The organism is Acidovorax sp., from assembly GCF_046339755.1.
GTDB lineage: Bacteria > Pseudomonadota > Gammaproteobacteria > Burkholderiales > Burkholderiaceae_C > Acidovorax.
This window is the reverse complement of record NZ_JBKDTZ010000317.1, coordinates 1-22,944: the sequence shown is the minus strand read 5'-3', so window position 1 is coordinate 22,944 and position 22,944 is coordinate 1. Positions and strand designations below refer to the sequence as shown.

Sequence of the window (22,944 nt, the reverse complement as noted above, 5' to 3'; positions counted from 1 at the left end):
GTGCCCGGGGGCAGGCATAAGCTTCGCGGCTTGAACTGATCCCAAAAGGAAATCACCATGTCTTCATCCTCCGGCGCTCCGGCCACCGCCTCCCAAGCGGGCGCCGTCCACACCCTGCCTTCCTACCTGCAAGCCGACAACCTCGGCCCCTGGGGCATCTACCTGCAGCAGGTGGACCGTGTGACCCCTTACCTGGGCCACCTGGCCCGCTGGGTGGAAACCTTGAAGCGCCCCAAGCGCGCGCTGATCGTGGACGTACCGATCGAACTGGACAACGGCACCATCGCCCACTTCGAGGGCTACCGCGTGCAGCACAACACCTCGCGCGGCCCGGGCAAGGGCGGCGTACGCTTCCACCAGGACGTGACGCTGTCGGAAGTGATGGCCCTGTCGGCCTGGATGTCGATCAAGAACGCCGCGGTGAACGTTCCCTACGGCGGTGCCAAGGGCGGCATCCGCGTGGACCCCAAGAAGCTGTCGCTCGGTGAACTGGAGCGCCTGACGCGCCGCTACACCAGCGAGATCGGCATCATCATCGGCCCCTCCAAGGACATCCCCGCACCCGACGTCAACACCAACGGCCAGATCATGGCCTGGATGATGGACACCTACTCCATGAACGTGGGCTCCACCGCCACCGGCGTGGTGACGGGCAAGCCCGTGGACCTGGGCGGCTCGCTGGGCCGCGTGGAAGCCACCGGCCGCGGCGTCTTCACCGTGGGCGTCGAGGCTGCCAAGCTGACCGGCCTGGCCCTCGACGGTGCCCGTGTGGCCGTGCAGGGCTTCGGCAACGTGGGCGGCATTGCCGGCAAGCTGTTTGCCGAGGCAGGCGCCAAGGTCGTGGCCGTGCAGGACCACACCGGCACCATCTTCAACGGCAAGGGCCTGGACGTGCCGGCGCTGCTGGCCCATGTGAAGACCCGCGGCGGCGTGGGTGGCTTTGCCGGCGCCGACACCATGAAGCCCGAAGAGTTCTGGGGCGTGGACTGCGAGATCCTGATCCCTGCCGCCCTGGAAGGCCAGATCACCAAGGACAACGCAGGCAGGATCAAGGCCAAGCTGGTGATCGAGGGCGCCAACGGCCCTACCACCCCCGAGGCCGACGACATCCTCAACGACAAGGGCGTGCTGGTGCTGCCCGACGTGATCGCCAACGCCGGCGGCGTGACGGTGAGCTACTTCGAATGGGTGCAGGATTTCTCCAGCTTCTTCTGGAGCGAAGACGAGATCAACGCCCGCCTGGTGCGCATCATGCAGGAGGCCTTTGCGGGCGTCTGGCAGATCGCCCAGGAGCACAAGGTCAGCCTGCGCACCGCCACCTTCATCGTGGCCTGCCAGCGCATCCTGCATGCCCGCGAAATGCGTGGTTTGTACCCCTGAGCCTTTGACGGCTCCTGACACCGCAGCGGCCGACCCGGCTGCTACTGTGCCGAAAACAACCGCCAGCGGCCCACCAGGCCCTGGCGGTTTTTTCTTGGGCGGGGAGCACTGTTGCGCCAGGGCGACGCCCGAACGGGGGTGTTCATGCCTGTTGTCCACCAGATGCAACCGCTTGGCCGCAGCAGAAACAGGCGGATACGCCGCCACACAAATGGAGACGTTTGCTTCCCAGGCTGCGTGGGAGACTGGCCGCCACATCAGCCCCTTGAGGAGACAACGGTGGCCCTTCCCTCCCTGCGCAGTGCCATGGCGCGCTTCATGCTGAGCCGGCTGCGCACCGCCCGCTCGGTGGCCCGCCTGGCCTACCGCCTGCATGGCAAGAAACCCGCGCTCATCGACCGGCGCGGCACCCTCACCTACCGCCAACTGCACGAGCGCGTGCTGCGCCTGCACGGCTGGATGCAGGCCCAGGGCGTGAAGCAGGGCGACATCGTCTTCACCTGGCTGCCCGAGACCGGCGAGCAGTACGAGACACGCCTGGCGACGTTCGAGAACGGCACCATCTTCGCGAGCTTCCACAAGCACCTGTCGGCGCAGGCTGCGCTGGAGACGCTGCTGCGCGTGAAGCCCGCCGTTTTCATCCACGACCCGGCGCTCAGCGAGCCCATCCTGGCCGCCGTGCGCGAGCGCATGCCCGGCCTGCACATCCTGGCCCTGGGCAAGCCCTACGAGGACGCACTGGCCCAGGCCACGCCCACGCGCGGCACGGCCCGGGTGCACGAGGACGAGGTGTTCGCGCTGCACATGACCTCGGGCACGACCGGCCTGCCCAAGGCCATTGGCTACACCCACCGCAAGTACCTGGACAGCGTGCGCTTCATCGCCCAGTCCATCAATTTCACGCCCCCGGCCAGCGGCCAGGACATCAACATGCTGGGCCTGCCGCTCACCGGGCCGGGCTCGGGCCTGGTGCTGCCCACGCTGCTGTCGGGCGCCGTGCTGGTGATGCCCGAGAACTTCCGTCCGGCCACGCTGGCCGGCCTGATCGAGCGCCACAAGGTCTCGCGTGCCTTCCTCTCGCCATCGGCGATCATCGACCTGCTGGACGACCCGGAGCTGCCGCGCTACCGCCTGTCCTCGCTCACGCATGTGCCCTATGGCTCGGAGATGATGCCCGCGCCCAAGATCGCCGAGGCGATCCGCCGCTTCGGCCCCATCTTCCAGCAGGGCTATGGCTGCCTGGAGGCCTTGCCCCCCATCACCTGGCTGCTGCCGCACGAGCATGTGGACGCGAGCGGTGCGCCGGTCAGCCTGGACATCCTGTCCTCCGTGGGCCGGGTGATGCCGGGCGTGCAGGTGGTGATCCGCAGCGATGGCTGGGAGCCCCTGCTCCAGGGCCAGATGGGCCTGGTCACGGTGCAGACGCCGGTGCGCTTCGACCGCTACTGGCACGACCCCGAGAAGACCGCCGAAACCCTGCGCGACGGCTGGGTGGTGATGGGCGACATGGGCTATTTCGACAAGGCCGGCTACCTGCACGTGCTGGGCCGCACGGCGGACCGTGTGCGCAAGGGCGGCCAGCTCGTCAACCCGCGCGAGGTGGAGGAGGTCACGCACCAGCACCCCGCCGTCAAGGAGTGCTGCCTGGTGCAGCATGGCGAGCAGGCCGTGCTGGTGGCCAGCCTGCGCCAGAGCTGGCGCGCCGACCACAGCTGGCGTGCGCTGGAGCACGACATCACCGAATACCTGGCCGAGAACCTGCGCGCGGACCTGCAACCCGACCGCGTGCGCATCGTGGCCGAGATCCCGCGCAGCTTCCTCAACAAGATGCTGCGCCGCGAAGTGCGCGCCATGCTCGACGCCGAAGAGCCCGTGGCCGAACCGGCGCACGCGCTGTGAGCCGGCCCGCTACCACCCAGGCCACCCCCCCGACGCTGACGCTGGGCACCAAGCTCGGCTACGCCGTGGGCAACGTGGGCCTGCAGATGCTGATCGCGGCCATGGGCTTTCTGCTCATGATCTTCTACACCGACGTGGCCCTGGTGCCGCCCGCCGTGGCCGGCGCCGCGCTGCTGGTGGGCAAGGTGTGGGACACCATCAACGACCCGCTGTTCGGCTGGGTGACCGACCGCACGCGCTCGCGCTGGGGCCGCCATCGCGTGTACCTCATCTATGGCGCGCTGCCACTGGCCGTGGTGTCGGCCGCGGTGTGGATGGTGCCACCGGGCCTTTCGCCGGTGGCGGCCTTCCTGTGGATCGCCATCACCTACACGCTGTTCGATACGCTGATGACGCTGGTGCAGCTGCCCTACCAGGCCATGGCCGCCAACCTCACGCGCGACTACGACGAGCGCACCAGCCTCACGGCCTTCGCCTCACTGGGCGCGCTGATCGGCTTCTTCGCAGGCAGCGTGCTGATGCCAGTGCTGGTGCGCGCCGCACCCGATGCGCGCACCGGCTATGCGCTGGCTGGCGCCTGCTTCGGCCTGGCCGCGGGCATCGCGGTGGCCGTGGTGGCCTGGCGCGTGCGCGAGCCCGTGGCCGACGAAGCGCCTGCGACGGCCGATGCAGCACCCGCCTGGGATTCGGTGCGCCGCACCCTGCTGGGCACGCTGCGCAACCGGCCCTTCCTGCTGCTGGTGAGCGCGGCCGGCCTGGTGCGCCTGGGCCTGACGCTGGTGCAGGGTGCGCTGGCCTATTTCGTCATCTACCAGCTCAAGGGCACGCAGGCCGACCTGCCACGGCTCATGGCCATCCTGCTCGGCGTGGTGGCCGTATCGCTGTTCGTCTGGAAGCGCGTGGTGGACCGCTGGGAGAAGAACCGGGCCTACATGCTGGGGCTGCTGTTCAGCGCCGCCGGCCTGGTGCTGCTGTACTGGATCAAGCCGGGCCAGCAGGGAATGCTGGCCGCCGTGCTGGCGCTGATCGGCATCGGCATGGGCGCGCACTGGATCGTGCCGTTTGCCATGGTGCCCGACACCATCGACCACGGCCACATGCTGGCCGGAGAGCGCACCACCGGCATGTACTACGGCCTGTTCGGACTGGTGGACAAGATCGCCCGCACCCTGGCCACCGTGGTCGTGGCCGCCGTGCTGGACATCACACATTACGTCCCCAACGTGCCCCAGTCGGAGCTGGCGCTGCAAGGCATCCGCACCATGACCGGACTGCTGCCGGCGCTGTGCCTGGCGCTGGCGATTCCATTGCTGCTGGCGTATCCGATCACCCGCGCACGCCACGGCGAGATCCGCCGCAGCGTGGGCGATGTGCGCGACAGCGGGTTCGCGGCTTAGGAGCCTGTTGCCTGGGAGGGGACAACCGGGTCCACCCAGCGCAGGGCCAGGCAGAACGGCTGCGCGCAGGGCGAACGCCCCGCATAGGGGCAGCCGGCCACCTCGCACAGCGGCCGGTCGCGCTCGCGGTCTTCGTCGACCGGCAGGTGGCCGCTGGCCTGCAGCACCGCCATCTGCGTCCAGGGGTCCATGCGCGCAAGCATCTGCTCGCGCCCATACACGGCAGCGCCCTGCTGTGGCGCCATGTCCAGCACCAGCAAGGCACTGGTGCGCTGGGCTGCGGTGTCAGGCCCTTCGAGCACCAGCGCGAACACGCCTGACTGCAGGGCCTGCGGGTTGCCGGTGAACGGCGCCTGCAGCGGGGCGGCCGGCAGCGTGGTGGCCTGTCCCAGCGGCTGGCTGGCCAGCCAGGCCACCGGCACGCGCAGGGTGAGCGCGAAGCCGCGCGGCCCCTCGGCCGTCTGCACCGTGCCCTGGGCCACGCGCCAGATCTGCAGCGGGGGCAGCACGGGGTCCGCTCCCTGCGGACCTGTACCGTTCTCCCCCTGCACCTGCCGCACCAGGTCGGCCGACCAGGGCTGGATGCCCGCCACCCGCTGGGGCTGCTGCAGCGGGGCCGTGAGCTGCTGCACCAGCGCGGCCACCAGGCTGCGCACCGGTGCGCTCACACCGCTGGTGGGCCAGGCGCTAGCCGCCTGCACCGCTGTGGCGGCGGCGGTGGATGAAGGCCGCACGCCGGGCAGCGCGTCCTTCGCCGTTGCAGCGGCGGGTGTGCTGGATGCGGCAGGGCCGTGCGTGGCGCGCGCAGTGCGCGCACCGCCCGGGGCATTGCCCGCGCCCTGCAGGCTTTGCCGGGCCTCGGGCGAAATGCTCACGCGCTCCGTGGCGGCCGGCACAGGCGCCCCGGTCGGAAGCGGTGGCGGCACCGCGCCCGGCGGCACTCCCGGCAGGGTGGGGCCGGCGCCATCGGCGGGCAGCGGCGCGGGCGCCTTCTGACCAGTGCCCAGCAGCATGTTCTGCCGCTGCAAGGCGGCCTCGGCCAGCACCTGCGCCACAGGGGGCAGCGGGCTGCGGGAAGAATCCACGGGGATGGACATGCCAGGCGTGCGTGCAGGGGTTCGTGCGGTCTGGCCCGATTCTGAACCGAATCGCCGGCCCCTGCCAGCCTGGTAGGAGCGGCGGGCGGACCTATCGCGGAGAAGGCAGGGCCGCGTTGGGCGCAGCGAACTGGAAGCCATCCACCACCTCCTGCAGCCGCGCCGCCTGCTGCTTGAGGCTGGTGGCCGCCGCCGCCGGCTGCTCCACCACCCGGGCCAGCAGCGCCCCGGCATAGCGCGCGGGCAGCGGGATCCACACGCGCACCGGGTTGCCCTGGGCCACGGCCACGGGCTGGCCGTGCGCGTCGTGCATGCGCTCGAGCCGCAGCTGGACATTGCCGCTGGGATGCACCACCTCCAGCAGGTCGCCCACGGCGAAATGGTTCTTGGTTTCCACCTGCACCCAGTCGCCCGCCAGGCCCACGGTGTCCTGGCCTTCGGCGCCCAGCACCTCGCCGGCAAACTGGCTGCGCTGGGTGGCCGAGTGGCCGTTCAGGTAGTTCTGGTAGTCATTGCTGGGACGGCGTTCGAGCAGGCCGCCGGTGTAGCCGCGGTTGGACAGGCCTTCGAGCTCCAGCAGCAGCTCGGGGTTGAACGGTCGGCCGGCCACGGCATCGTCGATGGCGCGGCGGTAGACCTGGGCGGTGCGCGCCACGTAGTACAGGCTCTTGGTGCGGCCCTCGATCTTGAGCGAGTCCACACCGATCTGCGCCAGGCGCGCCACGTGCTCGACGGCGCGCAGGTCCTTGCTGTTCATGATGTAGGTGCCGTGCTCATCTTCCATGATGGGCATGCGCTGGCCGGGACGGCCCAGTTCCTCGATCAGGTAGACCTGGTCGGCCTTGGGGTGGCGCTCGCCGTTGCCGGTGGTGGAGAAGGACTGTTCGGCCTTCTGCTGCGCGGCCTCGAAGTTGAAGTCGCCTTCCATCTTCTGGGCGATGGCTTCGCCCGTGGTGGGGTCGACCTCGGCGTCGTGCGTGGCGTAGTTCCAGCGGCAGGCGTTGGTGCAGGTGCCCTGGTTCGGGTCGCGGTGGTTGAAGTAGCCGCTGAGCAGGCAGCGGCCCGAGTAGGCGATGCACAGCGCGCCGTGCACGAACACCTCGAGTTCGATGTCGGGGCACTCCTGGCGGATCTTCTCGATCTCGTCCAGGCTCAATTCGCGCGAGAGGATGATGCGCGCAACGCCCATCTTCTGCCAGAACTTCACGGCCGCCCAGTTGGTGGTGTTGGCCTGCACCGAAAGGTGCACGGGCACCTCGGGCCACTTTTCCTTGACCATCATGATCAGGCCGGCGTCGGCCATGATGAGGGCATCGGGCTTCAGGTCGATCACGGGCTCGATGTCGCGCAGGTAGGTGCGGATCTTGTCGTTGTGCGCGATCAGGTTGCTGGTCACGAAGAACTTCTTGCCGCGCGCATGGGCCTCCTCGATGCCCTGGCGGATCTGCTCCAGGCGGAACTCGTTGTTGCGCGCGCGCAGCGAGTAGCGCGGCTGGCCGGCGTACACGGCATCGGCGCCGAAGTCGTAGGCCGCGCGCATCTTGTCGAGCGAGCCGGCGGGCAGCAGCAGTTCGGGGGCTTTGAGGGTGCTCATCGGGGCCATCCAATCGGGGTTCGTTTTGTTCAGCGCAGCATGGAAGGCATGGCGATGGCCTGCGGGAATTCCTCGCCATCGAAGGCCTTGTCGCCATCGGCATCGGCCACGCCATTGGCCACCAGGCCCTGGAAGTCGAATTGGCGCGGGTCCATGAAGTGCGAAGGCACCAGGTTGCGCAGCGCCACGGCCATGTTCTCGATGCGGCCCGGGTACAGCTGCTGCCAGTCGCGCAGCATCTGCCCGATCTGCTTGCGCTGCAGGTTCTCCTGGCTGCCGCACAGGGTGCAGGGGATGATGGGGAAGTTGCGCAGCGCCGCCCAGCGCGTGAGGTCGTCCTCGGCCACATAGGCCAGCGGACGTATGACGAGGTGGTCGCCGCGGTCGCTCTGCACCTTGGGCGGCATGCCCTTGAGCTTGCCGCCGAAGAACATGTTGAGGAAGAAGGTCTGCAGCATGTCATCGCGGTGGTGGCCCAGCGCGATCTTGGTGCAGCCCAGCTCGTCGGCCACGCGGTACAGGATGCCCCGGCGCAGGCGGCTGCACAGGCTGCACATGGTCTTGCCCTCGGGCACATGCTGCTTGACCACGCTGTAGGTGTCGCGGGTCTCGATGTGGAAGGGCACGCCCAGCCCCGCCAGGTACTCGGGCAGCACCTGGGCCGGAAAGCCCGGCTGCTTCTGGTCGAGGTTGACGGCGATGAGCTCGAAGCGGTTGCCGTTGCGCTGCTGCAGCATGCGCAGCACGTCCAGCATGCCGTAGCTGTCCTTGCCGCCGGACACGCAGACCATGACCTTGTCGCCATCGGCGATCAGCCCGAAATCGGCGATCGCCTGGCTGACCTGGCGCACCAGGCGCTTTTCGAGCTTGAGGGCCTCGCGGTCTGCGCTGCCCGCGCCTCGGGCGGGTTGTGCGGCATCAGGTTGCGAAGTGGGGGCGTCGATCAGCATGGCAGGCAGGAGGAATCACGACCGCAGCAGGTGCTGCAGGCCAAAGTTGCTACGTTATGTATAGCGCTAGGCGATGGCAAAAGCCATAGCCAAGGTCGATTTTCGTACAGATGGGCCTCCCGGCCCAGGGATCAGGCCTCGGCCGGGTAGAACATCTTGCGCGCGGGCACGGTTTCCACGGCGCGCGCGATGGCGCCGATGTGGTCGGGCGTGGTGCCGCAGCAGCCGCCGACGATGTTCACCAGGCCTTCGGCCGCGAACTCGTGCACCAGCCGGCTCGTGACCTCGGGCGTCTCGTCGAAGCCGGTGTCGCTCATGGGGTTGGGCAGGCCGGCGTTGGGGTAGCAGCTGATGAAGGTGTCTTCCGCGACCCGGTTGAGCTCCTGGATGTAGGGGCGCATCAGCGTCGCGCCCAGGGCGCAGTTCAGGCCGATGGCCAGCGGGCGCGCGTGGCGCACGCTGTTCCAGAAGGCCGTGACCGTCTGGCCCGAGAGGATGCGGCCCGAGGCGTCGGTCACCGTGCCGCTGATGATGATGGGCAGGCGCTCGCCGCTGTGCTCGAAGTACTCGTCGATGGCGAACAGCGCGGCCTTGGCGTTCAGGGTGTCGAAGATGGTCTCGACCAGCAGCACGTCGCTGCCGCCCTCGACCAGGGCCTGGGTCTGCTCGTAGTAGGCGGCGCGCAGCTGCTCGAAGTCGATGTTGCGCGCGCCGGGGTCGTTCACGTCGGGGCTGATGCTGGCCGTCTTGGGCGTGGGGCCCAGGGCGCCGGCCACGAAGCGCGGCTTGTCCGGCGTGCTGTACTTGTCGCAGGCGGCGCGGGCCAGCTGGGCGGATTTGAGATTCATCTCGCGCGCCAGGTCGGCCATGTGGTAGTCCTCCTGCGCGATGGTGGTCGCACCGAAGGTGTTGGTCTCGATCAGGTCGGCGCCCGCGGCCAGGTAGCGCTCGTGGATGTCGCTGATCACGTCGGGCCGGGTCAGGCTCAAGAGCTCGTTGTTGCCCTTGACGTCGTAGGCAAAGTCCTTGAAGCGCTCGCCCGCGCCGCCGGGGCCGGTGTAGCCCTCGCCCCGGTACTGCGCCTCGCCCAGCTTGAAGCGCTGGATCATGGTGCCCATGGCGCCGTCGAGGATGGCGATGCGTTGGGCGAGGATGTCGGGCAGTTCCCGGGCGCGGGTGTATTGGAGGGCTTGCATCCCGCTATTGTAGAAAGCGCGGCTTTTCCCCTGCTGGCCCGGGCCGGTTACCCCTGTTGGCCAGCGGCCGCCACGTCCAGAAAGCTGCGCAGCGCCGGGCTCACCGCGTCCTGGTGCCAGGCCAGCACGCCCACCGTGGGGTGGTGCAGGCCGGCAATGGGCACGAAACGCACGCCCTGGGCCCCGGCCCGCGCCATGGCCGCCGGCACCAAGGCCACGCCCATGCCCAGGGCCACCAGCGCAACCACCGTGAGCCACTGGCGCGCCGCATGGCGCGTGTGGGGGTGGATGCCAGCGCGGTGGAACAGGGCGACCACGTTGTCGTGGTTGGCGGGCGCCACATCGCGCGAGAACATCACGAAGGTCTCGGCGGCCAGGGTCTGCAGGTCCAGGGCTGCCGCCTGTGCCATCGGGTGGTCCTCGGGCAGGCAGCAGACGAAGTGGTCCTCGGCCAGCGGCAGGCTGGCCAACGGCGCGGGCACCACGCTGCTGTTGATGAAGCCGGCATGCAGTTGGCGGTGCAGCAGCGCCTCAAGCTGCTCGCCGGTGGACATCTCGCGCAGTTGCACCTCGATGCCCGGAGCCTGCGCGCCGAAGGCGAGCACGATGGCCGGCATGTCGCGGTAGACCATGGAGCCGGTGAAGCCGATGTCCAGGCGCCCGCGCAGCCCCGCGGCCACGGCGCGCGCCGTCTCACCCGCGCGCGCCACGCGGTCCAGCACCACGCGCACTTCGGCCAGATAAGCATGGCCCGCCGGCGTGAGCGCCACGTGCTTGCTGCTGCGCTCGAACAGCTTGACGCCCAGTTCGTCCTCCAGCGCCTTGATGCCCGAACTGAGCGGCGGCTGGGTGATGGCCAGGCGCTCGGCCGCGCGGCCGAAGTGCAGCTCTTCGGCCAGCACGGCAAAGTAGCGCAGCAGGTACAGCTTCATGCGCCCATCATGCCAGCGCGTGCCGCGGCTCAATACGATTTGGGCAGGCCCAGAACCTTTTCGGCAATGAAACACAGGATGAGCTGCGGGCTCACGGGCGCCAGGCGCGGTATCCACGATTCGCGCAGGTAGCGCTCCACGTGGTACTCCTTGGCATAGCCCATGCCGCCATGGGTGAAGATGGCGCGCTCGCAGGCGTGGTAGCAGGCCTCGGCCGCCAGGTACTTGGCGCTGTTGGCCTCGGCCGCGCAGGGCAGGTGCTGGTCGTAGAGCCAGGCGGCTTTCTGCACCATGAGGTGGGCCGCCTCCAGCTCCATCCACGACAGGGCCAGCGGGTGCTGCACGCCCTGGTTCTGGCCGATGGGGCGGCCGAACACCTCGCGCTCGTTGGCATAGCCGGCGGCGCGGGCCAGCGCCGCCCGGCCCAGGCCCACGGCCTCGCTGGCGATCAGGATGCGCTCTGGGTTCAGGCCGTGCAGGATGTAGCTGAACCCCTTGCCTTCTTCGCCCACCCGGTCTTCCACGGGGATGCGCAGGCCGTCGATGAAGACCTGGTTGGAATCCACGCACTTGCGCCCGAGCTTGTCGATCTCGCGCACCTCGACCGTGCTGCGGTCCAGGTCGGTGTAGAACAGGCTCAGGCCCTCGGTGCCCGTGCACTCCTCCACCGGCGTGGTGCGCGCCAGCAGCAACATCTTGTTGGCCACCTGGGCCGTGCTGATCCAGACCTTCTGGCCATGCACCACATAGTGGTCGCCCTGGCGCACGGCACGGGTCTTGAGCTTGAGCGTATTCAGCCCGGTGTTGGGCTCGGTCACGCCGAAGCAGGCCCGGTCGCGGCCGGCGATCAGCGGCGGCAGCCAGCGGGCCTTCTGTGCCTCGGTGCCGAAGACCACCACCGGGTGCAGGCCGAAGATGTTCAGGTGCACCGCAGACGCGCCCGACAGGCCCGCCCCCGTGGCAGCGATGGTGTGCATCATCAGCGCCGCCTCGCTGATGCCCAGGCCTGCGCCGCCGTATTCCTCGGGCATGGCGATGCCGAGCCAGCCCGCATCGGCCAGCGCGCGGTGGAAATCCTCGGGAAAGCCGCCGTCGCGGTCCTTGCGCAGCCAGTAGTCGGCGTCAAAGGGGGCGCAGACGCGCTCGATGGCACCCTGGATCTGTTCGTGTTCGGGAGAGAGGGCGAAGTTCATGCGGGCGCAGCGGTGGAAGAAGCAGCAGCGGGGAAGCGGACCACCCGCTCGGGCGATTCGAGGTAAGGCGGGCTGTAGATGACGAGCAGCTTCACCGGCGTCTCGCTGGTCACGGTGAAGACAGGCGCCCCGTCGGCCGGGACGAAGCCCAGGTCGCCCGGCAGCATGTCGAACACCTCGCCCGCCACCTGGGCCCGGGCCGTGCCTTCCAGCAGGTAGCAGGCCTGCTCGACGCCCGGGTGGGCGTGGGGCAGCGCGCCGCCGCCCGCGTGCAAGGTGCCCAGCAACACCTCCATCTGGCGGGCGCCCACGGTCTCGGGGCCGATCAGGCGCTGGTTGTGCGTGTGCTGGTGGTTGGCAGGCTGGTAGGCGGGCACCCGGGCGCTGCGCACCAGGTAGCGGGGTGGGGTGGCAGGGGTGGTCATGCAGTGTCTCCGGCGTGCAGGTGGCAGGCGCCCTGGGCCAGCAGGGCATCGATGTCGGTGGGGGCGTAGCCGGCCTCGGCCAGCAGTTCGCGCGTGTGCTCGCCCAGCCGCGGCGCGTGCGGCAGGTCGCGCGGCGGGGGCGTGGCCGACCAGCGCGTGGGGTGGGCCATGGTGTGCAGCGGGCCTTCGCTCGGGTGCACGCTGTTGTGCAGGAAGCCGGTGGCGCGCAGTTGCGCATTGGCCAGCAGGTCGGCCGGGGAGTTCATGGGCATGTTGGGCACGTCGGCCGCGTCGAGCAGGGCGCGCCACTCGGCGGTGCTGCGGCCGCGCAGGATGCGCGCCACCTCGGCATACACGGCATCGATGTGCGCAGCACGCGCGCCATGGCTGGCAAAGCGCGGGTCACGGCCCAGGCCCTCGGCCTCGCCGATGGCGGCGAAGAAGCTGCGCCAGTGCTTATCGTTGTAGATCAGCACGCAGAGCATGCCATCGGCCGTGGCGTAGGGCTTGCGGTGGGCGGTGAGCAGCCGCGCATAGCCGGCGTCGCCCTGCGGCGGATCGAAGCTGAGCCCCGCCATGTGGTCGCCCAGGATGAACTGGGCCATGGCCTCGAACATCGGCACCACGATGGCCTGGCCCTCGCCGGTCTTCTCGCGCGCATAGAGCGCAGCCGTCACGGCATACACCGCATGCAGCCCGGTCACGCGGTCCGACAGGGTGGTCGGCGCATAGGCGGGCTCGGGCGCGCCGTACTGCTGCATGAGCCAGGGGATGCCCGTGGCGCCCTGGATCAGGTCGTCGTAGGCCGGCCGGGCGGCGTCGGGCCCCTCTTGGTCGAAGCCGCAGCAGCTCACGTGGATGAGCCGCGGGTTGCGCGCGGCCACCGCGGCGGCGTCGAGCCCCAGCCGCGCCAGTGCCTGGGGCCGCACGTTGCTGATCAACACGTCGCAACCCTCGGCCAGGCGCAGCGCGGCCTCACGCCCCGCGGGGTGCTTGAGGTCGAGCACGATGCTGCGCTTGCCGCCGTTGGCGTGCAGGAAGATATGGCCCATGCCCGGGTTGGCCATGGGTCCCACGTGGCGCATGTTGTCGCCCTCGGGCGTCTCCACCTTGATGACCTCGGCACCCAGTTGCGCCAGGATCTGCGTGGCGAACGGGCCCATGATGACGCTGGTGAGGTCGAGCACGCGCACGCCGGCGAGCGGGCCTGCCGTCGCTTGGGGCCTGGTGTCCTGCATGGAAATGCTTTCTTCGCGGTAGGTCATTCGGGCTTAATGCCCGCCTGGCGGATCAGCGTGCGCCAGTGGGTCAGCTGGTCGGCCACGTAGGTGGCGAACTCTTCGGGCGTCTTGCTCGGCCAGACCTGGAAGCCGATCAGCGCCAGCTTGTCCTGCGTGTCCTTGTCGGCCAGCACGGCCTGCAGCTCGGTATTCAGGCGGTTCACCACGGCGGGCGGCATGCCGGCCGGGCCGAAGATGCCGTTCCAGGAGGTCAGGTCGAACCCCTTGGCCGTCTGGCCGATGGGCGGCACGCCCGGCAGCAGCGGCGAGGGCTGGGCCGTGGTGATGCCCAGGGTGCGCACCTTGTCGCTCTTGAGCATGGCCATGCCCGAACCCAGGTCGGCCACGTAGACCTGCACCTGCCCGCCCACCAGGTCCGTCATGGCCTGCGGGCTCGATTTGTAGGGCACGCTCAGCAGGTCGATGCCGGCGATGTGCTTGATGCTTTCCATCGCCACCAGCGAGGTGCTGTTGGGCGTGGCATAGCTGAGCTTGCCGGGGTTGGCGCGGGCGTAGGCGATCAGCTCACCCATGGTCTTGGCAGGTACCGAGGGGTGCACGGCCAGCGCGAACGGCAGTTCGCCCACGCGCGCCACGGGGGTGAAGTCCTTGATGGGGTCGTACTTCAGGGCGGTGTAGAGCGCCGGGTTGGCCGAGTGCGAGGTGTTCGTGGTCATGAACAGCGTGTAGCCATCGGGCCTGGCCTTGGCGGCGATCTGTGCGGCCACCTGGGCGTTGGCGCCGGGCTTGTTGTCCACCAGCACGGGTTGCCTGAGGCGTTCGGCCAGCTTCTGGCTCACGGTGCGGGCCACGGAATCGGTGCCGCTGCCGGCCGCGAACGGCACCACCATGGTGATCGGCGCGCTGGGGTACGGCGGCTGCTGCGCCCAAGCCGGCTGGCTGGCCGCTGCCACGGCGCAGGCCGTGAGCGCGGCACTGAGGATGTGCTTCATGTCCTTGTCTCCTGTTTCGGTGTATCGACACCCCTTGTGCCGGGGCTGGGCCGCATCTTGGCCGTGGCAGCCATTTGCGTCCAATTGGATAATCGGACCGATCCATTCGCATTGCGAATCGTTGACTGCGGCACCGGGTTGACCGGAACCGGAGGCCTGCACAGCGCACAATAGGCGCCTTTGCCCGCTGCCGCAGATGCGCGCGCCGGCGCTGTTGAACACCCACCCGACCAGGCTGCCGCCCTTTTGCCATGCGCTGCGGCAGCTATCAAAAGGAGAGTCATTGAGTCCGTCACCCGCCCACACCGTACTGCACGACGTCTTCGGCTACGAGCAGTTCCGGGGCCCGCAGCAGGACATCGTCGAGCATGTGATCGGCGGCAGCGATGCGCTGGTGCTCATGCCCACGGGCGGCGGCAAGTCGCTGTGCTACCAGGTGCCGGCCATCGTGCGCCAGCGCCAGGGGCGCGGGGTGACCATCGTCATCTCGCCGCTGATCGCGCTGATGCACGACCAGGTGGGCGCCCTGCACGAGGCCGGGGTGGACGCTGCCTTCCTGAATTCCACGCTGAGCTTCGACGAGGCGCAGGACGTGGAATTCCGCCTGCAGACCGGCTCCATCACGCTGCTGTATGCGGCACCGGAGCGGCTGAACACGCCGCGCTTCCTGGGCCTGCTCGACAGCCTGTACAACGAAGGGCACCTGTCGCTCTTCGCCATCGACGAGGCGCATTGCGTGAGCCAGTGGGGCCACGACTTCCGGCCCGAGTACCGTGCCCTCACGGTGCTGCACGAGCGCTATGCCGGCGTGCCGCGCATCGCGCTCACCGCCACGGCGGACGACCTCACGCGTGCCGACATCATCGAACGCCTGCAGCTCGAGGACGCGCGGCTGTTCATCAGCAGCTTCGACCGGCCCAACATCCGCTACACCATCGTCGAGAAGAAGGACGCCACCACGCAGCTCTTGCGCTTCATCGAGCGCGAGCATGCGGGCGAGGCCGGCGTGGTGTACTGCCAGTCGCGCAAGCGCGTGGAGGAACTGGCCGCCACGCTGAGCGATGCCGGCCTGACCGCCCTGCCCTACCACGCGGGCCTCGATACCAAGGTGCGCCAGAAGAACCAGGACCGCTTCCTGCGCGAGGAGGGCATCGTGATGGTGGCCACCATCGCCTTCGGCATGGGCATCGACAAGCCCGACGTGCGCTTCGTCGCGCACGTGGACATGCCCAAGAACATCGAGGGCTACTACCAGGAGACCGGCCGCGCCGGCCGCGACGGGCTGAACGCCGACGCCTGGATGGCCTACGGCCTGGCCGATGTGGTCAACCAGCGCCGCATGATCGACGAAAGCCCCGCGGGCGAGGAGTTCAAGCAGGCGCTTCGCGGCAAGCTCGACGCGCTGCTGGCGCTGGCCGAGGCCACCGACTGCCGCCGCGTGCGCCTGCTGGCGTACTTCGGCGAAAAATCCACGCCCTGCGGCAACTGCGACAACTGCCTGACCCCGCCTGCACTCTGGGACGCGACCGACGCGGCGCGCAAACTGCTGTCCACCATCTACCGCGTGCAGCAGGTCAGCCGCATCGGCTTCGGTGCAGGCCACATCATGGACATCCTGCGCGGCAAGAAGACCGAAAAGGTGGCGCAGTTCGGGCACGAAAAGATCTCCACCTTCGGCATCGGGGCCGACCTGACCGAGCCCCAGCTGCGCGGAGTTTTGCGCCAGCTGATCGCCACCGGCGCCGTGGGGTTGCAAAAGGTCATGCTCGACAGCGGCCACAGCTTCGACACCCTGTGCCTCACCGAGGGCTCGCGCGCCGTGCTCAAGGGCGAGGTGCCGGTGCAGCTGCGCGAATCGGTGTCGTCCGCGCCGGCCAAGCGCACGCGCAAGGGCAGCGCGCCACCGGCGGCCGCCGCCAACCTGGGGCCCGATGCGCAGGTGCGCTTCATCAACCTCAAGGCCTGGCGCGCCGAGGTGGCCAAGGAGCACAACCTGCCGGCCTACGTGATCTTCCACGACGCCACGCTGGCCGCCATCGCCGAGCGCAACCCCGCCACGACCGAGGACCTGCAGGGCATCAGCGGCATGGGCGCCAAGAAGCTTGAGGCCTATGGCGCCGAGGTGCTGCGCGTCTGCGCGCAGTAACCGGCGCTTTCAGCGACCAGGCTTCTTGCCCGGCAGCAGGGTCGCCGTGATGGCCCGGCCGATCTGCTCGAAGGCCTTGCCGGCCTCGCCATGTTCGTCCAGGCCTTCGGCGCAGGTGGCCACCACGATGGCGGCACGCCCGCCGTCCTGCGGGTTGACCACGCCCATGTGGCAGGCCCGGTGCAGCTGGGTGCCCGTCTTGTGGATGAAGCGCTCGCTTCGCGGCAGGCCGGCTTCGAGCCGGTAGGCATCGTAGGTGGCGTATTTCAGGTCGGTGAACAGGCGCTGCTGGTGCGCGGGCGACACCAGCTTGCCGGTGACCAGCTTCTCCAGCATGCCGCCATAGGACGTGAGCGGCGCGGAGTTCAGGCCGCGCGCGTAATAACGCTCGTAGGCCTCGTCCATGGTCTTCACGCGGAAATCCGCCTTGTCCACCTCGATCGTGCGGGCCAGCGCGTCCACGCGCTGCGGCCCCATGGGCGCAGCCGCCAGGCGCACCAGGTCCATGTTGCTCATGGTGAGGGCGTCGGGATGCAGCTCGGCATACACGTCGTAGCGCACCTGCGCGAAGCTGGTGATGCGCTGAAAGCCCTTGCTGCCCAGCAGCTCGCGCGCATGGCGGTTGAGCGCCTCGTCGCCGATGCTGCGCATCAGCATGTTGGCGGCCGTGTTGTCGCTTTCCATCAGCATGCGCTTGAGCAGTGCGTCCACCCGGTAGCGGGTGCCGGCCTTGTTCCAGACCACGTTGCCCGAGCCGTCGATCTTGTCCGTGTCCTGCAGCGTGACCTGCTGCGCCAGGCTGACGCGGCCCTGCTCGACCTCTCGCAGCACGGCAATCGCCACGGGCAGCTTGGCCGAGGAACCCAGGTACCAGGGCCGGTCGGCCTGGTAGGACAGCACCTCGCCGTCGTCCAGCCGCTTGACGTAGACGCCGAGCTGGCCCGGTGTGGCAGCGTCGATGCGTTCGATCTGCTGGCGCAGCGCATCGCTCCACGCCGCGCCTTGCGCGGCCAGGCTAGCGCTCGTCAGGATCAGCGCGGTGCACCACGCGCGCCACGGGAGGACACTCTGGGTCATGGGTTCGTCCGTCGGTCAGCAGGCCAGACTGGCACAGGGCCGCCCCCACATCGCGCAGGGCACGGTCTGAACGCGTGCTGGACAGCTCTCCACGCGTGCAGGCCACCACGATAATCCGCCGATCACGGCCCAGACGTGGGACAGTGACCAATCCGGAGTCGCACGTGCGCGCCCTTTGCGTGCCGGTCTTGTGCGCAAAACGCGCCGCCTTGGGCAAACCAGCCTGCACGCGGTGCACGCCCGTCTGCACCCGCTCCATGACCTCCAGCAGGTAGCGCGTGTGCTCGGCGTTCACGATCTTGCCGTTGACCAGCAACTCCAGCAGGTCGGCATAGGCGTCGAGCCGGCCCGAGTTCAGGCCGCTGGCGTAGTAGGCCTCGAAGGCGTCGCCCACACTGGGCAGCAGGAAGGCATGGGGGGGCACGTGCAGCAGGCGCGACAGCACCTGCACCCGGTCCGAATCGCTGCGCTGGCGCTTGATCACCAGGAAGTCATGGCCCGACAGGTGCGAGGCCTGCGGCGTGAGGTAGCCATAGGCATGGCGGCGCACGTCGGCCAGGCTGGTGATGCGCTCGAAACCCTGGGGCACGAACTGCTGCACCAGCGCATTCACGGCGCGGATCCCCACCAGGCCGATCAGCATGTCGCTGGCGGTGTTGTCGCTGTAGATGACCATCTGCTCGAGCAGGTAGCGCACGCTCAGCGCCGTGCCCACGGCCTTCGAATTGGTCTGGCCCGCGCCGTCCACATAGTCCGATGCGCGCACGCGCAGCTTCGTCTCCAGCGCGAAGTCGCCGCGCTCCACGGCCTGCAGCACCGCCAGCGCCACCGGCACCTTGACGGTGGAGGCCAGGTACCAGCGCTCCATGCCCCGGTGCGACACGGCAATCCCGGTCTCCAGGTCGCGCACATAGACGCCGATGCCGGCGGTGTTCTGCGCCGCCACCCGGATCAGCTCGGCCTGCAGCAGCTCGGGCCAGGCAGTTCGCGGCGACGGGGTGCCCTGGGCATGCACAGGGGTCGCAGACAGGGTCAGTGCAACAAGGAAGGCTGGCAGCAGACGGGCGATGGCGGGCACCTCCGTAAACCTGCAACGGTACACCGCGCATCCGGCAGCGCCGGTAACACTCTGTGATGCAGAGGGTTACCAAGGGGCGCAGGGCGCCCCGCTGCAGGCACCCGCCAGGACGCAGACAATGCAGGGATGAATGGCACGACTCCCGATCCGCAGCGCATGGTGGCACCGGATGGCCAGGTGCTGCACGGCCTGGCCTGGCGGCACCCGCGCGCCGAAGGCAGCACCCTGCGGCCGGTGGTCATCATCAACCCGGCCACGTCGGTGCGCAGCGACTACTACAGCCGCTTCGCGGCCTTCCTGCATGGCCAGGGCTTCGACGTGCTGACTTACGACTACCGCGGCATCGGCGGGTCGCGCCCGGCATCGCTGCGTGGCTTTCAGGCCGGCTGGCTGGACTGTGGGCAGCGCGATTTCGAGGCCCTGCTGCAGCATGCGGCTGCGCACTTCCCGGGCCAACCGGTGCAGGTGGTGGCGCACAGCGTGGGCGGCGTGCTCGTGGGCCTGGCGCCGTCGAACCACACCATCGCACGCGTGTTCACCATGGGCGCGCAGTACGCCCACTGGCGCGACTATGCGCCCGGCCGGCGCAGCGCCCTGCTGTGGAAATGGCATGTGGCGATGCCACTGCTGACCGCCCTGCTCGGCTACTTTCCCGGCAAGCGCCTGGGCTGGCTGGAGGACACGCCGCGCGGCGTGGTGCGCGACTGGACGGCGCGGCACCCGCGCTTCGAAGACGGCTTCGATGGCGCAGGCTCGCAGCGGCTGGACCCGGATGAGCGCGACGCCCTGGTGGCCCGCTTTGCGTCGCTCACGGCCCCGCTGCTGGCGCTGAGCGTGGCCGACGACGAGTTCGGCACCATCCCGGCCACGCAGCGCCTGCTGCGCTACTTCCGCGGCAGTGCCACGACCCACCTGCATGTGGAGCCCGGAGAGCTTGGATTGGCGGGCATCGGCCACTTCGCGTTCTTCCACAGCCGCTTCGAGCACAGCCTGTGGCAGATACCGCTGCAGTGGCTGCGCTCGGGCACTTTGGCCGCCTGTCCTCCCGGGCGCCTCATTCCCGTGGGCTGAGGCCATCGCCATCCCGGCGGCGCTGCGCCACAATCCCACCCATGCTGAACCTAGAAGACATCCAAGCCGCCGCTGCCCGCGTCCAGGGCCATGTGCTCGACACGCCCTGCGTCGAGTCCAAGACGCTCTCACAGATCGTGGGCGCACAGGTATTCCTCAAGTTCGAGAACCTGCAGTTCACCGCCTCCTTCCAGGAGCGCGGCGCCTGCAACCCGCTGGGGCAGCTGAGCGCAGAGGAGCAGGCGCGCGGCGTGATCGCCATGAGCGCCGGCAACCATGCCCAGGGCGTGGCCTACCATGCGCAGCGCCTGGGCCTGCGCGCGGTGATCGTGATGCCGCGCTTCACGCCCGGTGTGAAGGTGCAGCGCACGCGCGGCTTCGGTGCCGAGGTGGTGCTGCATGGCGACACGCTCGAAGAAGCGCGGGCACATGCCTACCACCTGTCAGGTGAGCGCAGCCTGACCTTTGTGCACCCTTATGACGACGAAGCCGTGGCCGCCGGCCAGGGCACGCTGGGGCTGGAGATGCTGGCTGCCGTGCCCGACCTCGACACGCTGGTGATCGCGGTCGGCGGCGGCGGCCTGATCTCGGGCGTGGCCACGGCGGCCAAGGCGATCCGCCCGGACATCGAGATCGTGGGCGTGCAGACCTCGCGCTTCCCGGCCATGGTCAACGCCATCCAGGGCACGCAGCACCCGCAAGGCACCTCAACCATCGCCGAAGGCATTGCCGTGGGCACGCCCGGCAAGATCACGCAGGAGATCATCCGGCGCCTGGTGGACGACCTGGTGCTGGTGGACGAGGGCGACATCGAACAGGCCGTGCTGATGCTGCTGGAAATCGAAAAGACCCTGGTCGAGGGCGCAGGCGCCGCAGGCCTGGCGGCATTGGTGCGCTACCCCGAGCGCTTCAAGGGCAAGAAGGTGGGGCTGGTGCTGTGCGGCGGCAACATCGACCCGCTACTGCTGGCGGCCATCATCGAGCGCGGCATGGTGCGCTCGGGCCGGCTGGCACGCGTCAAGGTCAGCGCGCGCGACATCCCCGGCGTGCTGGCACGCATCACGGCCATGGTGGCCGACACGGGCGCCAACATCGAGGAGGTGCACCACCAGCGCGCCTTCACCATGCTGGCTGCGCAGAACGTGGAGATCGAACTGGTGCTGCAGACGCGCGGCAAGGCCCACATCGACGAGGTGCTGGAACACCTGCACGACGGTGGCATGGAAGCCGTGTTGATCTGACCGGCTTGGGCACATCCCCGTACACCGGCTAGAATTGGGTAAGTTTTAAGCACCTGGAGCCCTGCCATGTCCGACCACAACACCCCGCACGCTACCGAAGAACATCCGGCCGACGCCGTGGAAAACGTGGTTCCGCTGATGCCCATCGTGCTGCCCGTCGTGGGCGGCATCATGATGTTTTTGCTGGCGTTCATCGCCGTGAACATGGCCTGAACGGACTTGCATTTAGTCTTATAGCTAGGCGGGAAGCCGCAGACAGTGCTGTAGCACGGCAAGGCGAACCAACGAAGCTAGACGGTTAAAGGCAAATCCGTATGAACGCTACGGAGCGCCCCACACGCCCCATGGCAAGCCCCGCGCAGCGGGGCTTTTTTTTGCCTATTTTTTCATCATCGACCGCCAGGAGTTCCCCATGAGACCCGGAAGCGCATTGGTTCTTTTCTCCGGTGGACAGGATTCCACCACCTGCCTGGCATGGGCGCTCACGCACTTCGCCCATGTCGAGACCGTCGGCTTCGACTATGGCCAGCGCCACCACATCGAGCTCACCGCCCGCCAGACCGTGCTGGCGGTGGTGCGCGAACGCTTTGCGCAGTGGGCCGGCCGCCTGGGCGAAGACCACATGCTGGACCTGGCCGTGCTGGGCCGCATCAGCGACACCGCACTGACCAGCGAGACCGAGATTGCAATGACCGCCGCAGGCCTGCCCAACACCTTCGTGCCGGGGCGCAACCTGCTGTTCTTCAACCTGGCCGCCGCCGTGGGATACCGGCGCGGCCTGCACACCCTGGTGGGAGGCATGTGCGAGACCGATTTCTCGGGCTACCCCGACTGCCGCGACGACACCTTGAAGGCCTTGCAGGTCGCGGTGTCGCTGGGCATGGGCCAGCGCTTCACCTTCGAGACGCCGCTGATGTGGCTGGACAAGGCCGACACCTGGCAACTGGCGAAAGACCTGGGCGGCCAGGCGCTGGTGGACGTGGTGCTGGAGGAGTCTCACACCTGCTACCACGGCGTGCGCGGAGAGCGCCACGCCTGGGGCTACGGCTGCGGCACTTGCCCCGCCTGCGCACTGCGCAAGGCCGGCTACGAGCGTTGGATCACGGCGCAGGCGGCCTGAGAAACGACTCCACAACAGCATAACCCCATGCAATTTTTGCATGGTTTTAGGACCTTTCTGACAGACTTTTTGGCGGCAGATTCATAAAATCGACATCCCCGCCGACCCGCGGAATCCGTGGAAACCGTCCTCCACCCCGTGGGGACGACCCGCGCCTCCCGCCCGCCGACTGAGCCAGAAAGCCGTTTTTTCAAAGGCAGCGCTCAGCATCCGCACCTGCGCCAGGCCGTCCGCCTCGGGACGCTTCCTTTGAAAAGACTGTTTTTCAACTTAGGAAGCTCCCGATGAACGCACCCACCATGCAGGGCCTGAACCTCAACGCCCCCTCGCACGTCAAGAATGCCCGGCTGCTCGCCTGGGTGGCCGACATGGCCGCCCTGTGCAAGCCCGACAGCATCTATTGGTGCGATGGCAGCCAGGAAGAGTACGAGCGCCTGTGCCAGCAGCTGGTCGACGCCGGCACCTTCAAGAAGCTCAACCCCGCCAAGCGCCCCGGCAGCTACCTGGCATGGTCCGACCCGTCGGACGTGGCGCGCGTGGAAGACCGCACCTACATCTGCTCGGCCGCCAAGGAAGACGCCGGCCCGACCAACAACTGGATGGCCCCGGCCGAGATGCGCGCCACGCTGCAGCCCCTGTTCGACGGCTGCATGAAGGGCCGCACCATGTACGTGGTGCCCTTCAGCATGGGCCCGCTGGGTTCGCCCATCGCCCACATCGGCATCGAGCTGTCCGACAGCCCCTACGTGGCCGTCAACATGAAGATCATGACCCGCATGGGCAAGGCCGTGTACGACGTGCTCGGCGTGGACGGCGAGTTCGTGCCCTGCGTGCACACCGTGGGCGCGCCCCTGGCCGCTGGCGAGCAGGATGTGTCCTGGCCCTGCAACAAGACCAAGTACATCGTGCACTACC

At 68.7% G+C, this 22,944-nt stretch carries 19 protein-coding genes and 1 pseudogene; 9 read left to right on the top strand and 11 right to left on the bottom strand.

Going from position 1 to position 22,944, the window contains the following annotated elements; translation table 11 throughout:
• The first annotated feature begins 57 nt into the window (after positions 1 to 57).
• The 3 genes from ACK59X_RS27570 (at position 58) to ACK59X_RS27560 (ending at position 4,676) form a co-directional block, all read left to right on the top strand.
• Positions 58 to 1,380: a Glu/Leu/Phe/Val family dehydrogenase gene (locus ACK59X_RS27570; protein WP_409961707.1), complete on the top strand. Its 1,323-nt coding sequence runs from the start codon at positions 58 to 60 to the stop codon at positions 1,378 to 1,380.
• Positions 1,381 to 1,659: 279 nt separating this feature from the next.
• Positions 1,660 to 3,279, top strand: coding sequence for a class I adenylate-forming enzyme family protein (locus ACK59X_RS27565; RefSeq protein ID WP_409961706.1), 1,620 nt, complete (start codon positions 1,660 to 1,662; stop codon positions 3,277 to 3,279).
• The gene (locus ACK59X_RS27560; protein ID WP_409961705.1) at positions 3,276 to 4,676 is read left to right on the top strand and encodes an MFS transporter; all 1,401 of its coding nucleotides are present in this window, start codon (positions 3,276 to 3,278) and stop codon (positions 4,674 to 4,676) included. The genes ACK59X_RS27565 and ACK59X_RS27560 overlap by 4 nt, the downstream gene beginning before the upstream one ends.
• Here ACK59X_RS27560 and ACK59X_RS27555 read toward each other — a convergent pair.
• The 9 genes from ACK59X_RS27555 to ACK59X_RS27515 all read right to left on the bottom strand — a co-directional run bounded on the left by ACK59X_RS27555 (position 4,673) and on the right by ACK59X_RS27515 (position 14,296).
• Positions 4,673 to 5,773, bottom strand: coding sequence for a hypothetical protein (locus tag ACK59X_RS27555; protein WP_409961704.1), 1,101 nt, complete (start codon positions 5,771 to 5,773; stop codon positions 4,673 to 4,675). The two genes, ACK59X_RS27560 and ACK59X_RS27555, sit on opposite strands and share 4 nt — an antisense overlap.
• 91 nt (positions 5,774 to 5,864) lie before the next feature.
• The gene (gene yegQ, locus ACK59X_RS27550; RefSeq protein ID WP_409961703.1) at positions 5,865 to 7,367 is read right to left on the bottom strand and encodes a tRNA 5-hydroxyuridine modification protein YegQ; all 1,503 of its coding nucleotides are present in this window, start codon (positions 7,365 to 7,367) and stop codon (positions 5,865 to 5,867) included.
• 29 nt (positions 7,368 to 7,396) lie between these two features.
• Positions 7,397 to 8,317: a tRNA 2-thiocytidine(32) synthetase TtcA gene (ttcA, locus tag ACK59X_RS27545; protein WP_409961702.1), complete on the bottom strand. Its 921-nt coding sequence runs from the start codon at positions 8,315 to 8,317 to the stop codon at positions 7,397 to 7,399.
• A gap of 131 nt (positions 8,318 to 8,448) precedes the next feature.
• A complete protein-coding gene (locus ACK59X_RS27540) occupies positions 8,449 to 9,513 on the bottom strand; it encodes a homocysteine S-methyltransferase family protein (RefSeq protein WP_409961701.1) in 1,065 nt (354 codons plus the stop codon).
• Positions 9,514 to 9,560: 47 nt separating this feature from the next.
• A complete protein-coding gene (locus tag ACK59X_RS27535; RefSeq protein ID WP_409961700.1) occupies positions 9,561 to 10,445 on the bottom strand; it encodes a LysR substrate-binding domain-containing protein in 885 nt (294 codons plus the stop codon).
• Between the two features lie 29 nt (positions 10,446 to 10,474).
• Positions 10,475 to 11,638, bottom strand: coding sequence for an acyl-CoA dehydrogenase family protein (locus ACK59X_RS27530; protein ID WP_409961699.1), 1,164 nt, complete (start codon positions 11,636 to 11,638; stop codon positions 10,475 to 10,477).
• Complete coding sequence (locus ACK59X_RS27525) at positions 11,635 to 12,063, bottom strand: cupin domain-containing protein (RefSeq protein ID WP_409961698.1); 429 nt, start codon at positions 12,061 to 12,063, stop codon at positions 11,635 to 11,637. The genes ACK59X_RS27530 and ACK59X_RS27525 overlap by 4 nt, the downstream gene beginning before the upstream one ends.
• Positions 12,060 to 13,301 (bottom strand): CaiB/BaiF CoA transferase family protein, encoded by a 1,242-nt coding sequence (locus tag ACK59X_RS27520; RefSeq protein ID WP_409961697.1) that lies wholly within the window; start codon positions 13,299 to 13,301, stop codon positions 12,060 to 12,062. The genes ACK59X_RS27525 and ACK59X_RS27520 overlap by 4 nt, the downstream gene beginning before the upstream one ends.
• Before the next feature lie 23 nt (positions 13,302 to 13,324).
• Entirely contained in the window at positions 13,325 to 14,296 is a 972-nt protein-coding gene (locus ACK59X_RS27515; RefSeq protein ID WP_409961696.1) for a Bug family tripartite tricarboxylate transporter substrate binding protein, read from the bottom strand.
• A 283-nt stretch (positions 14,297 to 14,579) separates the two neighbouring features.
• On the opposite strand from ACK59X_RS27515, the gene recQ reads away from it, so the two are divergent.
• Positions 14,580 to 16,442, top strand: a complete 1,863-nt coding sequence (recQ, locus tag ACK59X_RS27510) for a DNA helicase RecQ (protein ID WP_409961695.1) — start codon at positions 14,580 to 14,582, stop codon at positions 16,440 to 16,442.
• A 9-nt stretch (positions 16,443 to 16,451) separates the two neighbouring features.
• On the opposite strand, the gene ACK59X_RS27505 is transcribed toward recQ, so the two are convergent.
• Both ACK59X_RS27505 and ACK59X_RS27500 read right to left on the bottom strand, forming a co-directional pair.
• Positions 16,452 to 17,519, bottom strand: a complete 1,068-nt coding sequence (locus tag ACK59X_RS27505; protein WP_409961694.1) for a serine hydrolase — start codon at positions 17,517 to 17,519, stop codon at positions 16,452 to 16,454.
• The gene (locus tag ACK59X_RS27500) at positions 17,458 to 18,597 is read right to left on the bottom strand and encodes a serine hydrolase (RefSeq protein ID WP_409961693.1); all 1,140 of its coding nucleotides are present in this window, start codon (positions 18,595 to 18,597) and stop codon (positions 17,458 to 17,460) included. Before ACK59X_RS27500 ends, ACK59X_RS27505 begins: the two co-directional genes overlap by 62 nt.
• A 126-nt stretch (positions 18,598 to 18,723) precedes the next feature.
• On the opposite strand from ACK59X_RS27500, the gene ACK59X_RS27495 reads away from it, so the two are divergent.
• From ACK59X_RS27495 to ACK59X_RS27475, 5 genes and pseudogenes are all read left to right on the top strand, one after another.
• The gene (locus tag ACK59X_RS27495) at positions 18,724 to 19,668 is read left to right on the top strand and encodes an alpha/beta fold hydrolase (RefSeq protein ID WP_409961692.1); all 945 of its coding nucleotides are present in this window, start codon (positions 18,724 to 18,726) and stop codon (positions 19,666 to 19,668) included.
• A 41-nt stretch (positions 19,669 to 19,709) separates the two neighbouring features.
• Positions 19,710 to 20,909 (top strand): threonine ammonia-lyase, encoded by a 1,200-nt coding sequence (locus ACK59X_RS27490; RefSeq protein ID WP_409961691.1) that lies wholly within the window; start codon positions 19,710 to 19,712, stop codon positions 20,907 to 20,909.
• A 66-nt stretch (positions 20,910 to 20,975) separates the two neighbouring features.
• Positions 20,976 to 21,122, top strand: a complete 147-nt coding sequence (locus ACK59X_RS27485) for a hypothetical protein (RefSeq protein WP_409961690.1) — start codon at positions 20,976 to 20,978, stop codon at positions 21,120 to 21,122.
• Positions 21,123 to 21,321: 199 nt separating this feature from the next.
• A complete protein-coding gene (queC, locus tag ACK59X_RS27480) occupies positions 21,322 to 22,029 on the top strand; it encodes a 7-cyano-7-deazaguanine synthase QueC (RefSeq protein WP_409961689.1) in 708 nt (235 codons plus the stop codon).
• A gap of 284 nt (positions 22,030 to 22,313) precedes the next feature.
• A pseudogene (locus ACK59X_RS27475) lies at positions 22,314 to 22,944 on the top strand (phosphoenolpyruvate carboxykinase); the annotation flags it as partial.

Excerpts from the sequence above, each read along its gene's own strand:
- ACK59X_RS27570 (WP_409961707.1), top strand. The coding sequence starts at position 58 with ATGTCTTCATCCTCCGGCGCTCCGGCCACCGCCTCCCAAGCGGGCGCC.
- ACK59X_RS27555 (WP_409961704.1), bottom strand. The coding sequence starts at position 5,773 with ATGTCCATCCCCGTGGATTCTTCCCGCAGCCCGCTGCCCCCTGTGGCG.
- yegQ (WP_409961703.1), bottom strand. The coding sequence starts at position 7,367 with ATGAGCACCCTCAAAGCCCCCGAACTGCTGCTGCCCGCCGGCTCGCTC.
- ttcA (WP_409961702.1), bottom strand. The coding sequence starts at position 8,317 with ATGCTGATCGACGCCCCCACTTCGCAACCTGATGCCGCACAACCCGCC.
- ACK59X_RS27540 (WP_409961701.1), bottom strand. The coding sequence starts at position 9,513 with ATGCAAGCCCTCCAATACACCCGCGCCCGGGAACTGCCCGACATCCTC.
- ACK59X_RS27535 (WP_409961700.1), bottom strand. The coding sequence starts at position 10,445 with ATGAAGCTGTACCTGCTGCGCTACTTTGCCGTGCTGGCCGAAGAGCTG.
- ACK59X_RS27530 (WP_409961699.1), bottom strand. The coding sequence starts at position 11,638 with ATGAACTTCGCCCTCTCTCCCGAACACGAACAGATCCAGGGTGCCATC.
- ACK59X_RS27525 (WP_409961698.1), bottom strand. The coding sequence starts at position 12,063 with ATGACCACCCCTGCCACCCCACCCCGCTACCTGGTGCGCAGCGCCCGG.
- ACK59X_RS27520 (WP_409961697.1), bottom strand. The coding sequence starts at position 13,301 with ATGCAGGACACCAGGCCCCAAGCGACGGCAGGCCCGCTCGCCGGCGTG.
- ACK59X_RS27515 (WP_409961696.1), bottom strand. The coding sequence starts at position 14,296 with ATGAAGCACATCCTCAGTGCCGCGCTCACGGCCTGCGCCGTGGCAGCG.
- ACK59X_RS27505 (WP_409961694.1), bottom strand. The coding sequence starts at position 17,519 with ATGACCCAGAGTGTCCTCCCGTGGCGCGCGTGGTGCACCGCGCTGATC.
- ACK59X_RS27495 (WP_409961692.1), top strand. The coding sequence starts at position 18,724 with ATGAATGGCACGACTCCCGATCCGCAGCGCATGGTGGCACCGGATGGC.
- ACK59X_RS27490 (WP_409961691.1), top strand. The coding sequence starts at position 19,710 with ATGCTGAACCTAGAAGACATCCAAGCCGCCGCTGCCCGCGTCCAGGGC.
- ACK59X_RS27485 (WP_409961690.1), top strand. The coding sequence starts at position 20,976 with ATGTCCGACCACAACACCCCGCACGCTACCGAAGAACATCCGGCCGAC.
- queC (WP_409961689.1), top strand. The coding sequence starts at position 21,322 with ATGAGACCCGGAAGCGCATTGGTTCTTTTCTCCGGTGGACAGGATTCC.